This is a genomic window from Paenibacillus sp. FSL R5-0744, assembly GCF_037972555.1.
Classification (GTDB): Bacteria; Bacillota; Bacilli; order Paenibacillales; family Paenibacillaceae; genus Paenibacillus_AQ.
In genome coordinates this window covers 4,041,585-4,055,253 of sequence record NZ_CP150228.1, presented here as the reverse complement: position 1 = coordinate 4,055,253, position 13,669 = coordinate 4,041,585, and the positions used below count along the sequence as shown (strand labels likewise).

14 protein-coding genes are annotated in these 13,669 nt (G+C 40.7%); 10 read left to right on the top strand and 4 right to left on the bottom strand.

The features are described 5' to 3' along the window. Positions 1–123: 123 nt before the first annotated feature. The 4 genes from MKY19_RS17855 to MKY19_RS17840 all read left to right on the top strand — a co-directional run bounded on the left by MKY19_RS17855 (position 124) and on the right by MKY19_RS17840 (position 3,417). A complete protein-coding gene (locus MKY19_RS17855) occupies positions 124–645 on the top strand; it encodes an AAA family ATPase (protein WP_076300624.1) in 522 nt (173 codons plus the stop codon). Between the two features lie 147 nt (positions 646–792). Continuing rightward, on the top strand, positions 793–1,626 hold the full coding sequence (locus MKY19_RS17850; protein WP_339796549.1) for a GNAT family N-acetyltransferase: 834 nt from the start codon (positions 793–795) through the stop codon (positions 1,624–1,626). A gap of 92 nt (positions 1,627–1,718) precedes the next feature. After that, on the top strand, positions 1,719–2,519 hold the full coding sequence (locus MKY19_RS17845; protein WP_339796547.1) for a hypothetical protein: 801 nt from the start codon (positions 1,719–1,721) through the stop codon (positions 2,517–2,519). Between the two features lie 16 nt (positions 2,520–2,535). Continuing rightward, the gene (locus MKY19_RS17840) at positions 2,536–3,417 is read left to right on the top strand and encodes a hypothetical protein (RefSeq protein WP_339796545.1); all 882 of its coding nucleotides are present in this window, start codon (positions 2,536–2,538) and stop codon (positions 3,415–3,417) included. A 190-nt stretch (positions 3,418–3,607) separates the two neighbouring features. Here the strand turns inward: MKY19_RS17840 and MKY19_RS17835 are convergent, their stop codons facing one another. Both MKY19_RS17835 and rsgA read right to left on the bottom strand, forming a co-directional pair. Next, positions 3,608–4,624 carry an aminoglycoside phosphotransferase family protein gene (locus MKY19_RS17835; RefSeq protein WP_339804380.1) on the bottom strand — a complete coding sequence of 339 codons (1,017 nt, stop codon included), beginning with the start codon at positions 4,622–4,624 and terminating at the stop codon, positions 3,608–3,610. Next, positions 4,621–5,694, bottom strand: coding sequence for a ribosome small subunit-dependent GTPase A (rsgA, locus tag MKY19_RS17830; RefSeq protein WP_339796543.1), 1,074 nt, complete (start codon positions 5,692–5,694; stop codon positions 4,621–4,623). The genes MKY19_RS17835 and rsgA overlap by 4 nt, the downstream gene beginning before the upstream one ends. Positions 5,695–6,401: 707 nt before the next feature. Between rsgA and MKY19_RS17825 the strand changes: the two genes are divergently transcribed. From MKY19_RS17825 to MKY19_RS17805, 5 genes are all read left to right on the top strand, one after another. Further along, positions 6,402–7,394 carry a phosphotransferase gene (locus MKY19_RS17825; RefSeq protein ID WP_339796540.1) on the top strand — a complete coding sequence of 331 codons (993 nt, stop codon included), beginning with the start codon at positions 6,402–6,404 and terminating at the stop codon, positions 7,392–7,394. Positions 7,395–7,520: 126 nt separating this feature from the next. Next, positions 7,521–8,003 (top strand): NUDIX domain-containing protein, encoded by a 483-nt coding sequence (locus tag MKY19_RS17820; protein WP_339796537.1) that lies wholly within the window; start codon positions 7,521–7,523, stop codon positions 8,001–8,003. Between the two features lie 242 nt (positions 8,004–8,245). Continuing rightward, positions 8,246–8,695 (top strand): hypothetical protein, encoded by a 450-nt coding sequence (locus MKY19_RS17815; protein ID WP_339796534.1) that lies wholly within the window; start codon positions 8,246–8,248, stop codon positions 8,693–8,695. Between the two features lie 526 nt (positions 8,696–9,221). Next, positions 9,222–9,857 carry a hypothetical protein gene (locus MKY19_RS17810; protein ID WP_339796531.1) on the top strand — a complete coding sequence of 212 codons (636 nt, stop codon included), beginning with the start codon at positions 9,222–9,224 and terminating at the stop codon, positions 9,855–9,857. Between the two features lie 173 nt (positions 9,858–10,030). After that, positions 10,031–10,378: a RidA family protein gene (locus tag MKY19_RS17805; RefSeq protein WP_076300634.1), complete on the top strand. Its 348-nt coding sequence runs from the start codon at positions 10,031–10,033 to the stop codon at positions 10,376–10,378. A gap of 143 nt (positions 10,379–10,521) precedes the next feature. Here the strand turns inward: MKY19_RS17805 and MKY19_RS17800 are convergent, their stop codons facing one another. Together MKY19_RS17800 and MKY19_RS17795 are read right to left on the bottom strand one after the other, a co-directional pair. Then, positions 10,522–10,731 carry a hypothetical protein gene (locus MKY19_RS17800; protein ID WP_256716391.1) on the bottom strand — a complete coding sequence of 70 codons (210 nt, stop codon included), beginning with the start codon at positions 10,729–10,731 and terminating at the stop codon, positions 10,522–10,524. Positions 10,732–10,751: 20 nt separating this feature from the next. Next, entirely contained in the window at positions 10,752–11,015 is a 264-nt protein-coding gene (locus MKY19_RS17795) for an LD-carboxypeptidase (RefSeq protein WP_339796526.1), read from the bottom strand. A 368-nt stretch (positions 11,016–11,383) separates the two neighbouring features. Here MKY19_RS17795 and MKY19_RS17790 point away from each other — a divergent pair, with 368 nt between their 5' ends. After that, entirely contained in the window at positions 11,384–13,657 is a 2,274-nt protein-coding gene (locus tag MKY19_RS17790) for an MFS transporter (RefSeq protein WP_339796523.1), read from the top strand. The last annotated feature ends 12 nt before the right edge of the window (positions 13,658–13,669 follow it).

The following is a 13,669-nucleotide window of genomic DNA, read 5'->3' as shown; positions in this document are numbered from 1 at the left end:
GGCAGCCGTTTTTTATTTGTTCACTAACGGTAGTATAGTTCAATTATAGTTGTTTTTTATTTCCAGACTTACAGTTTAAATATTAAAATGAGATTAATTGAATTAATAAGGGGCATTAACAGGATGAACAAGGGTAGAATCGTATTTTTGAACGGTGTTACGAGCTCTGGAAAAACATCAATAGTAGATGCTTTACAGTTAAAATCGCATGAATTTTTTTATGTTGTTGCCAATGACCTTTTTGAAGAAATGATAGGTGAACGTTATCTTCGTGAAGATTATTGGAAGTATTTAAGTGAAGCAATTATCATGATGTATCATACAGCCAAATTATTTTCTGACCATGGTAAAAATGTACTTATTGATGGCATTATGGTAGAAAGGCCTGAGTTGAAACCGCATTATGAAAAAGTGAACAATATATTTTCTGGTTACCCATTATACATTGTTGAAGTGTTTTGCCCTTTAGACATTTGCCGTCAGAGAAATATTGCACGAGAAAATAGAACCGAAGACCAATCTGATTGGCAACACAAAATAATGGCAAAAGATATCCAGTATAATTGTACTGTCAATACACATTTAAACACTTCCGAAGAATGCGCAGATTTGATTTTAAAAAGTATATTTGAAGATGAAGTATGAATTACTATGCTCGAGATGATACATTCCGGTAACGGGGAAGGTTAGTGTAATAGCGGTTGCTTCGGCAGCCGTTTTTATTTGTTCAACTGTGTTCAGGTTAATTTAACAAGGAACTTATCTAATGATGAAATTTGAAGGAGAGATGAAATGATAGAATTATCTAAAGAAAACTACGCACACGTTCTGCCACTGTTGAAAAATCTAGCATATGAACCTGTGTTTGCGTATTCCGTAATTGAGCGAAATCAATCTGGAAAAGTGTTTGTTGATCACAACGAAAATCCTACCTGCAGTCTTATTATCAATTCATATGGACAGTATTTTTTGGTTAAGAGGGGCGACAATGAGTGCTTCATGAGCGATGTAGTTGAATTTTTGCGAAATGATCAAAATCATTCAAAATATTACGATCTTTATGCTTCAACACCCGAACTACTGTTTCAAATTAGCGAAAGTTTAGCGGGAAAGACCGTATTATTGCACCGTTCTTCTTTTACATTCGATCTATCCAAATTCCAACATCTAAAAAAACCTAACGCATTGCCAGAACAATTTGTTATGAAACGGATGGATAAAGCGCTATTCGATAAATACAAGAATGAAATGGACGCTTCTTATGATTCGTTATGGAGTTCGGCACAACACTTTTCGGATCGAGGGTTTGGTTACTGTCTTGTGATGGATGATGATTTTGCAAGTGTTTGCAATTCTTATTTTGTGGGTGGAGGGTATGCAGCTATTGATATCGTAACCGTGGATGAATACCAGAATAAAGGGCTAGCAACACTCACGGGTGTAGCATTTATCGAACATTGTCTGAACCATAATCTAGTGCCGAATTATAATTGTGACGCTGGCAATGAACGATCAATACAGCTAGCGAAAAAGTTAGGGTTTGCAAAAAAGTATGATTTTCCAATGTTATGGTGGCATCAGGATCAGAGTATAATTAGTGATTATTTGAAAAGATTCAATTATTAAAAAAGAGAGTTTAAAACGAAAACTTTCCAAAATGACAGGAGTAAACCGGTGATAAAACTATTATTATATGAAAATACATGGGAGGTTTAGCTATGACGATTAACCGCGAGACCATTCTAAACGCAATTGTATCAGACCTTGGAATTGAAAATTATATTTTAGCTATCTGGCTAGAGGGTTCAGATGGTACTAAAACTTTGGACGAGTATTCTGATATCGATTTGGTGTGCTATACAAAAGAAGGCTGCATAGATTCTGTAATTACCCGGTTGGATGCCTGTATGCGTCGATTAGGAAAAGTAGATATTGCCTATGAAGAAACTGGTCGACCCACAAATAACCGCTACAAGGTTTACCACCTACAGGAGTCATCAGATAGTCTCTTAGTTGACGTGACGATCCAAAGTGAGAGTGTCCCTGTTTTATTCATTAACGAAGACAAAACTGTCGTACCCGTTATATTGATAGATAAGACTGGTATCGTGAAGTATCAAAACGTTGATCACACGACTCACCATTCACAACTTCAATCACAATTGATACGTGCTCAGGGTATTTACAGTCAAAGGAACCGAGCTGTCAAATATACCAAACGCGGGCTTTTTTTAGAGTCGTTGATTTACTATCATAAGTATGTTGTGAATCCACTTGTAGATGTACTTCGGATAATCTATACACCATTCCAAGCTGACAGCTTCTTGGTTCATGCATCTCGGGATTTTCCTGTCGAAGTGGTACTAATCTTGGAAAAGCTATATGGTGTAAAAACCTTAGAAGATATAGTAGATCGCATCGAAATGACAGACAAATTGTTTCGTAATGCTGTAGCAGAGGCTGATGTCATGCTGTCACAATCTAAAGAAGGCGAAAGATTAGCGGATATCAGCCCATAAGCATTACTGGGTTATTGTGAGTGATCGCAGATACATAACTACGGGAACGCTACTAAAAATAGAAATTCAAAATGGAGCGATTGAATTGTTTATCCAATCCTTTGAAGACGAAATACTTGAGCAATCTTTGTCCATATTTGTGAAAGATATGAGAGCCATACTTTATAGAAAGTTGCGAAGCATTTACCTTTACGGTTCGGCCATACACAATGATTTATCCCCGGGATACGGGGATTTGGATTTTCTCGTCGTAATTGGAGAGGACCTAAGCCAAAATGAAATCGAATTTCTAAATAAACAAAGATCCAATTATAGATCATCCCTTCTTAGAAGATCCGTTGATAGACAAATCCCCAACCTCTATATCGATATGCTTGAGGGTGCCTTTCTTACGATTAATATGCTGAGTGGGGAAAAGGGCAGTGGCTTATGGTGGGGAACAAAGCGCGAATCCGACTGGACAGAAAATCAATTAGATCTGTTCACCATGCACACGATCAAGGAGCAGAGTATCTTGTTGTATGGTGAGTCCCATCTAGACAATATTCCATCGTATTCGAAGGAAGAGTTCATTAGTTTTTTTAAGGAATATGCCAAGTGTATGCGGAAGTTTGGCAAGGGAAATAGTCTACATTCCGTCGACTGGCTCCTATTAGCTTCTAAATTTATAGCTTGGTGGCAGGAAGGTGTCATCTTGTCTAAAAGCCAAGCAGCAGATTGGGGGCATTTACATCTAAGTAGCGGATGGAAAGATAATTTGAAGAGATGCAAGGAGCTAAGGAAGGATCCATCCATGGTAACACGTTTAGAGTATTCCGAATGGTTGAGCAATTTGGAGCCAGCCATTATTGAAGCATCACATGATCTGGACAGAGTTCTCGAAACAACAATTCATTAAACTAGAATCTTTTTTGTCCTATAAAAAAGACTGTTAATAATAACTTTTTCGCTAACAGAACACGTTAGTTAAGTGGAGTAGTGACAGTCTAGGACTTTATTTCAATTGTCGATTCACCGAATGAGAGTAATGAAAGAAACTCCGAAAACCCACCTATATTCAAGGGGTTTCGGAGTTCTTTTTTTTAGAGTTAACCCTGCACAGGGCTGGTTTTCATTTCATGGATTTTTTGGAGCGTATGAAGACACTTTGTTTTCTCGTCATCGCCCTCTGTGTGGAGATACCACTCTACAAGCCTGTACCCGAATATGAGAAGGATCAATTCGAAGACGCAATTATCGGCGATAGGGGATGCATCTGCATACTCCGAAAAACCGTTGTAATACGCAGGGACACATCGTTGGTAGTATTCGACCATGTGATCGATATCCGCTTCATCCGCAATCAAGCTTGCGAGATCCTCACCCATGTAGCCCCATCCGCATGTATCCCAGTCGATGAGCGCGATTTTCCCGTCGGCATAGATCAGATTGGTCACCCAGAAGTCCCGGTGGCATAGCACTAGGGGCAATTGCTCGATGCGGGCGAGTATCTCATCTGCGTGCTCATCGATGTCGATGAGCATTTGCCGCATGTGCTGCGGGAATTCACAGTCCTCCGAGCGTATATAATCGTAGACGACTGGCCACGACCGGTAATGCAGATACGTATTCTTCATGAGATCCGCATGACTCAGGTTTGTCAGGCTCTGCAGCACAGCGGGCTTTTCCGCATACAGCTTGCCTTGATAGCGTCCTAACTCCAGCGCCGCCTGTTCATACATGTCACCGGTTAAGTCTAAACCGGTTACGCCATCGATATATTCCAGCCACAGCTGGAATTCATTTTCTTCGGTATTCATCTCCGCATGGTAACATGTTGGCCAGCGGAAGGTATCCGAGAACGTCATTCCCAAGTCAGACATATAGAGATCATATTCACGGCGCCAGGAATCCGGATCGTTGTAACGTTCCCATTTCTTTTGAATTTTCAGCACGATATGGTACGGCATTTTTTCACCATCCGCGGTTTCGGCGATCCCGTTTACCAGGTGCACATTTCCCACAGTTCCGCCCTGTAACGGCATGGTTTGGTAGTCAGCCGAGATAATATCCTTCTTGAACTGTCGGTTTAAGGCATAGATCAGCGTTTCAAATTTAATATTCATTTCTTCCATCCTCCGTTTTTCTTCGTTTGCTTGCTTGACATAGCTATCGTTTTATTTCGAGCCCTCTTGTCGATGAGGTAGCTTGTTTTATCCTGGACATACTTGTGCTCATGCTGCTGGGCAACATAATACTCCCACCGTTCACGCGGCAACGAACCGTCGGCAAGCGCGGCGAGAACGGCACAGCCCGGCTCGCCCTGATGGCGGCAATCTGCAAACCGGCATTGCGGGAACCATTCCTCCACATCGGTAAAGCTTGCACGTATGCCTTCGCCGGCATCAAAAAGCCCAAGCTCACGCATTCCCGGCGTATCGATGACCATCGTACCGGAGGGGAGCATGAACAGCTGACGGTGCGTTGTCGTATGCCGCCCCCGGCTATCAACCTCTCGGATCGCCTGAACCCTCATTACGTCCTGTTCTATCAATGCATTGAGCAGAGATGATTTACCGACGCCGGACATGCCGAGAAAGACGACTGTTTTACCAGGCATCAAGTAGGGGGCGAGTTCGTTCAGCCCCAGGCCAGTATGACTGCAGACCACATGAACTGGCACATCAGGGATGCTTTGTGTAACTTCTGCGAGCGGGAGACTATAATCTTCAACGAGATCAGCCTTGGTCAGAATGACGACTGGCTGACTTCCGCTCTGTCTGACTTGTGTCAGGTACCGCATGAGGCGGGTAACGTTGAAATCCCAATTCAAAGAAGAAAGAATAAACACATAGTCAAAGTTGGTTGCAACGACCTGTTCCCGCACGGTTTTGGCGTAGCCTACGGCATGCCCTGAGTAATCTGCGCGTGAGAACTTGGAACGGCGGGGCAGTACCGTAACGATGAGCGAATCTCCGCTCTCGTTGTATTGCAGCAAGACGAAATCTCCGACGCATGGAAAATCTACGCGTGTTTCCACGCTGTGATAGAATGCTCCTTTGAGCACCGCCGTTGCTTCGCCGCGCTCGGTCATGACCGTGAAGCGCTCGCGCCGAAGCTCTGTCACCCTGCCGGGCAATAATCCGTCGGGAATTGCTTCTATTTCTGTATAGCCATAGGTTTTCAGATTTATCATAGTTTTTTTGTTAGCTCCTTTAATGTTGTTTTTGGACGCAAAAATGCCACGGACAAGCAGCCTCTAAAGAAGCTGCTGTCACGCGGCATCAGGACGCAAAAAAGACACGACCTTCATCGTATCCTGCAAACAGCAATATTCACGAAAGGTTACTTCGGATGGCATACCAAATAATTGGGGCGTTTCCCCGCTTTTTTCGCGTATGCCTACTATTCAGTTTTAAGACCAAACCACCATATAAGTAGTTGCCATTAAAACACATCTCCCTTCGTGTCAGGAACTTGCTTATCGCTAAGCTTTCTATAAAATAACCTATTTTGGAAAAAAAATCAATGCCTGACAGCGCAGATTGTCGGCCTGCTCCATCGAGTCTGCCGTTGATAAAGAACTCGCGAGCATTAAAAGTCAGCGTGAGCGCTTCCTCAAGTTGTTTGAAGGAAACGGCGATGGTATATCAAAGATCAGCGAAATTGCAGGAATTGACAAGAAGCTCATTGAATACTAGTAATTAATCATTGAACTAATCGGCAGGTTACGTGGCAGTTATTTACAAATAAAACCTAATGTCTATCTTCTTTTTATGCATATATGGAAATAGGTAGAAAAATGGAAAATACTATCGTGAAAAATCTTCGAGGAAAGAAGTGCTAATAGAGAATGAACTAGAATGGAGATAACACTTTGAATTAAAAATAATGAGGTGAAATATGAATCCAACAATTGAAGCCTTTTTTACGGATAAGATTGTAGTTGAAGCAGCAAAAAGGTATGGGTTCATACCTGAAGAGTTAATTTTATTGGGGAAGAATCAAAACTTTACCTATGGTAGTAAAAACAAAGCACGTAATCTCATCATTCGGATAATACATGAATCTCACAGGACGCTGGAGCTTATACATGGTGAATTAGAATGGATACAATATCTTGCGAAAAACGGTGTTCCAGTATCCACTCCAGTGAAATCAAGTAACGGCGAGCTAATTGAAAAGATGGATGGTTTTTTTGTTGTAGCATTCCAAAAAGGGCTTGGTGCCTCATGGAGTGATGAAATATCTCAAAATGAAGAGTTTAATAAATTGGGAGAAATTGCAGGGAGAATGCACGCACTAGCTAAAAAATATGTTCCTAGTACAGCCGAGATAACACGATACGACTGGCATGAAAATAGTTATCTTCAAGAATTCATAACATATATTCCTTCTTCCCAGAGCCTTGTAATCACTCATTTTGAATCCTTGATGCAGAGTATCCATAAATTATCTCGTGATAGTGAAAATTTTGGACTTATTCATGGTGATTTTTGTTTTGGTAACTATACAGTTCAACCAAATGGAGGCATCACTGTATTTGACTTTGATGAATGTCAATACGGATGGTTCACGCAAGATATTTCTGTTAATTTATTCTATGGTATTGCAGTGCCTAGTCCTGATGAAGATGTTCCAACTTTTGTGAAAAGGTATCTAACTTCGTTCTTGGAAGGTTACGAAAAGGAAAATACGATTGATATAAGATTGTTAAGAGACTTACCACTATTTATAAATTTGAGACGAGCAATCCTTTATTCAGCTCTCTATCGAAACGGGAATATTGAAGCACTCGATGGTTGGTCTAGGGAGTTCTTAAAGCGTGCCCGATATAATATGGAAAACAATATTTCACTGGTTGAACCCGATGATATTTTGAATTTTATAACTTAATAGAGCATAAACGTGAATAAACGGCAGCCAAGTTAATTGGCTGCTGTTTCTCAACTAACGGGCAGGATAACGCAATGCTTATATGGAATATATTTGAAAAATAAAATACTATGAGGAGTGAAAAATTTGCGATATAGAGCTTGTTCACTTTGCATTATTAAAAGAAGAGAATCAATATTACTTGAACAATTCCCGGAAGAAGATGGTATCATTACATTTCGCCCAGTTGGTGGCACGATTGAGTATGGGGAAGATAGCAAATCAGCTGTAATACGAGAAGTAAAAGAGGAAATTAATATTGATATTATTGAACCAAAATTGATAGGGATTATCGAGCACATCTTCCCTTGGTATGGAGAAATTGGACATGAATATGATTTTATTTATGAAGCGAGCTTTAGTCGAATGGATAACTATAACAAGAATGAATTTGAAGGGAATGAGGGGGACAAAAAGTTTATAGCTGTTTGGAAGAACTTAGATGATTTTGAAGAAAACCTTCAGTATAAACTTGTTCCTGACGGTCTTTATGAAATGCTTACAAGTGGGCAAATTTCTGATATTAAACATATTAACACAAAAGATTTATTGGCTTTTAAAGGGTCTTGATTTAACCTAGCGGGACACGTTAGTGGAATCGCGGTTGCTTCGGCAGCCGTTTTTAATTTGTTCAACTAACGGGCAGGTTAGCTGAGTAACAGAAATGTTGATATTGGATTATATACCATTAAATTGAAATTTAAAAAATATCTAACGTCTATACTGTCATAGCGTAATAAAAAGGGGTTTCTAAGTGTATTGAACCTGTGTGGTTCGGTAGGATATTTATATTTTTTGAGAGAGGTGTTAACTTGAAGAAAACATTCATAATCATTTTAATAATTGCAGTAGTTGCTCTTGTTTTACTAGTCGTATCCACTCCATTTATTAACAATTATATTGCATATTCCATAAAAAAAGATCTAGTAAAAGTATCTTTGCCAGACAAAATTGAATTGATAGATGATTTATCATCAGCTGGAAAATTAATTGGGAATGGAAATGGAATGCAATTTTTTGGCGCTATTTTAATCAAATCGGAACTAACTTTAGAAGAATTAAATCATTTTTATTCAAAGTATCGCGAGAATGAGTGGAGTTACATCGTTGAAAAACAAGTGAGTAATAACATTGATTTTCTTAATGGTAACTTGAAATTCAAAGCATTGAAAGCAGATGAAAAACTAATTGACTATTATATTGTTTATACTTGGGGCAGTAGTAACTATCCATTAAGTGATCTTGACATCCGTGGGCATTAACACTCTGCATAAGCAAGATTACGTGCTAGAATATTATAAGCATTGAGGGTGCTTTATGAAATTAATTCGCCGCGCCATTAAGTAGAACCGTACCATAGATGACAGATCATCATTACGCTAACGGGCAGGATTGCGTGGTGGTAGACTGATGCCTCCGCATGAATATTGAGCAGTAAAGAACGGTTTAAATTCAAACCAAACTTCCATTTATTAGGATTCTATTGCATAATCATTAGCACAATAGAAGTTTGAACTGAAGGTGGGGGGAAGACAGATGAATGCTTTTACATTAAGCGATGCTAATGAATATGCTCTGGCCAATGATATTGAAACGTGGGTTCATCTTTTTTTAAATGGAGAAGGCGACAATAGGTAGGAATTAAACTTACGAGACACTATAGTGGAATAGCGGTTGCTTCGGCAGTCGTTTTTTATTTGTTCAACTAACGGGCAGATTAGCGCGAAGGCAAGCCAAACGAAATAGAGTATAATAGGATTAAAAATTGAGCCCAAAAGGTGTGTTCTCATGCCCGAATATTCTCAAATCCAAACTTATATAAAGTGTGATCATCTCAATTTCCAGGATGTTATCAGGCTCTTTTCAGAAGTAATAAACTCGCTAGAACTTGATTCTAAATACTTCAACGATGAGCTGGAATGGAAAGTCTCGGAAAATGGTTTCATGTACGTTGGTGGCGGCGCTGCGCCTCAATTGTATGACAATAACGGGTTCCAACTCCATTTACGGCCATTTGTAGTAGGTTTAACACCTGAAGTTATTGAGGAATTAAAAGAATCATATCTGGAAATTAGTATCTTGCTTTGGACGGAAGAGATAGAACTCGATTGGAGAACAGGACTATTACGAAGCCAGCATCAATCCTTGATTTGGAGGATTATGACAAAGTTCTCTGAGGAGTTTAAACAAACTGGAGTATTTTTCACAAATGAAGTTATGGATGGAGTTCCTTGGGAGGCAATAGTGTCAGGCAATAAAGAGGGACTTTGGGCATTTGATGCTGCTATTTTACCTGTGCACCTGTTTGATTTATATAAGGATTTTCCAGAAAATATTTTTATTTATAAGGATGAAAAGGTAATGTATGTTGCCAAAAAATCCGTATGGGGGACAGAACCTTGGCATATCCAACGATTGAACTAACGGGGGAACTATAGTTGAACGAAACAAGGAACAGTTTGCCTCGACAGTGTTCCTTGTTTTTATTAAGCTAAAGGGCAGGAAAGCATGGAGTTCTATTAAAAGAAAATATTTACAAATAGGAACAATTGTTCTATTGTGAAAGAGTGAACTTATTACATAGGGGGCTCATGGAAATGATAAATCGAATTTCAACGCCGTTTAGCTATTCGTCTGCTGTTGAGGCTGGAGATTATGTATTTCTAGGATTACATAGAGGTTTTGGAGTAACCTTTACCGAGCAGATTCACAATACTTTTTCACACTTAAAAGACACACTCAATCAACTCGATGTACCACTTGAAAACGTTGTGAAAGTTAATGTTTACCTCAAAAATATTAAGGACTTACCCGAAATGGAACAAGTTTTTTGCGGGTATTTTGAGAAGGACAAATTCCCTGCAAGAATGACATCCACAACAGAGTTCATTGATTCAGATTGTCTTATGATGATTGACGGAATAGCGTACAAAGGATTGAACTAACGGGGAACTATAGTTGAACAATCACCAGAACGAGGCTGCCGGTAAGAAACGGCAGCCTCGTTGAGCTAACGGGCAGTGTAAAGCCCAATAGATAGTTGATTTCATAAATTCTAATACTTCGATACATCCACCCCACAAATATCCTAGCTCGGTGGTAAAAACGTCCATCCAGTCTCATTATTATAAAACTGTTGACACTCACCTAGCGTATCTAATTTGCTCCAATCTTTATATCCATTGGTCCATTTCTCAAATGGAGAATATGTATAAGGGAAACGACCTTGAAATAAAATCGCTTCTAAATGTTCAGTATATTCGGTTGGAAGGCTTTTTATTTGGGCTAAACCTGCCATAACAGAAGGTCCGTAAAAAGTTACCATACCCATTGGTTTAAGTAAGTTATAAAAGTAGTCGCGTCTGAAAAACCCATGATAAATTCGGTTTTTTTTTGGATTGTCTTTGTATCCAAAAACGGTAGTATTCTAACCGATTCATACCCACCAATTGAAGTGATGATGTCATCTATACTCTCATACTCGAAACATTTATTTATATCATCTGCACGAATTTGTGGATTTTTGTATAAATCATCTGGAGACATTCTTGCGGTTGGCATCTCAATAGCTTCTAATCCCAAGTTGTCTTAAAGATTTTTTATACCAAGCTCGTAGATATCTGGGAACAGATAAGGTAGACCATTAGAAAGTGAAATTATCGCTATTTTCGAACCAGACTTAAGTCTTTTGGGTTTTATCATTGCTCTTCCTCCCAATATATTATTTCCTAATGTTACCACGCAACCCTACTTGTAATAAGAACAATCTTAATTCAGCTTAAACATGGATCTGTTTGAAATTGTAAAACTATGTAAAAGAAGAGGGTTTCTAGTATCTACCTCGAATATATGAATGGTCCATCATGAACGGTTGCATCTTGAAACTAGCTTATTTTTCTATACCTTATGCGGTACATTTTGAACAAGCTCTATGGGAAAGAGGTCGTTACATGTCAAGAATAGAATTGAAGCCGACGGGGCGAACCCCACGGTTAATGAACAAATGGAAAAAAATTAGTCCACTTGCCCCAAGATGGAAAGGGGCCTCCATCGTATTGCTCATCATCGCATTATGCTTGTATTTCATCCAAGGATATTTCGTTTTGGGAACGCGCAGTTTGGGCGAATATCTGATCGGAACGTTAGTGATCTTGCTTGTGATTGTGCTCGTAACCGGCGCAATTGCAGGAGTGCTTCATGTTGCCAAGCGAATGCCTTCGCGTTATGTTTGGATTGCTCTCGCTTCGTTTTTTTTGCTGTTCATTAGCTTCATCGGGCCGATACAGTTGATGTTTATCGTCCCATTGTTGATAATTGTCGTATTTTCTATACTAGGAGCCCTCTTATCCCGATTGATAACCGGTAGATACCGAGAGGCAAAGCTTATTTCGAAAGTAACTGCTGGGGTTTTGGCGGCAGTTACGCTAGGATCCATTGGCATTGGCGGGTATTGGCTGCTGAACAACGGCAATGCGGATTTGGCGAAGCCGTACCGCTTAACAGCGATGAAAACTGCGGACCGCTACCCAACGGCGGCGGCGAATCCAGCTGAACAAGGACCGTATAAGGTCAAAACGTTAACTTACGGTAGCGCAAACAGTTATCGGAAGGAATTTAACCAGAATGGGTCGCTCGTGACAAAACAGGTGAACGGATCGGCTTTTGTGGAAAAGTGGTCATCTAATCGTACAAATACGTTTGGTTTCGGACCGGATCAAATGCCGCTGAATGGATTGGTCTGGTATCCTGATGGCGAAGGACCGTTTCCGTTAATCGTCACCGTTCATGGCAACGCCAACTCAACCGATTATTCGGACCCGGGATATGAATATTTGGGTAAGCTGTTGGCGAGTCGCGGGTATATTTTTGTATCCATAGACGAAAATTTTCTCAATACATCCCTTTACGATGATTTGTTTACACTCAACCTGTTGGAGAAAGAAAACCCAGCCCGGGGATGGTTGATGTTGGAGCATGTGAAAGTGTGGAACGAGTGGAATAAGACGAAGGATAATCCGTTTTTCGGTAAAGCGGACATGAGCCAGATCGCTCTGATCGGCCACTCTCGCGGCGGTGAGGCGGTAACGGTCGCAGCGGCATATAACAAACTGCCGGCCTCCCCGGAAAACGGCAACATCAAATTCGACTACAACTTTGGTATCCGTTCCATCATTTCGATTGCGGGTACTGACGGGCAATACAAGCCTGCGGGACACCTGACTCCGTTAAAGGATTTGAACTATTTGACTTTGCAAGGCGCACACGACATGGACGTCAGCACATATTCCGGCGCGAGCCAATACAGTCGGATCGGCTTTTCAAACGGTAGTGATTATTTTAAAGCATCGGTATACATTTATGGTGCGAATCACGGCCAATTCAACACCGTCTGGGGAAGAAACGACAATGTAGGGCTTGGCAATAAACTGTTCAACACCGCTCAACTGATACCGCAGGAGGAGCAGCTACAAGCAGCTAAGGTGCTCATATCGTCCTTCCTAGATACGACATTGAAAGGGAAAGGAGAATATCGGTCCATGTTCCAGGATATTGGTTATGCCCGAGAGTGGCTGCCGGACACCATGTATATCAGCAACTATATGGACTCGAATACAAAGCTCATTAGTAGCTTTGACGAAGACATCGATCTGAGTACGTCGACATTGGCTGGAGGAAGGCTGAACGGGGAGCATCTGAAGCAGTGGAAAGAGGAAAAAGTGGAGATGAAATTTGCCCCCGACTTGTACAGTGCAGTGCGTCTGGGGTGGGACAGTACTGCGACACCTGGCGTTCCCTCTTACACGGTTGTTTTGCCAAATGACAGTCTCGATATACGAGAAACGAGCTCCATCGTTTTTTCGATGGCTGACTGGAATGACGAGAAAGCAAATCGTGACAAGGATGTCCTCGTAGATTTGACCATTAATGTGGAGGACAAAGAAGGCAACGTGGCGACCCTCCCTCTTAGCAGCGAAGCTTATTTACTACCGATGTTCGAAGGCAACATCATAAAATGGCCTTTCACGACTTTGCAACCGACGAAGGAGCCGGTGTTCCAAAACTTTGCGTTCCACCTTGCCGATTTAAAAAGGGCCAACCCGAATTTCCAACCTGAGCAATTGAGCAAAATCGGTTTTGTATTTGATAAAACGAAAAAGGGCACGGTACTGATCGGTAATATCGGCATCCAAAATGAATATGTTACAGGAGGTAATACGCCTTAATACAGGAAGTTA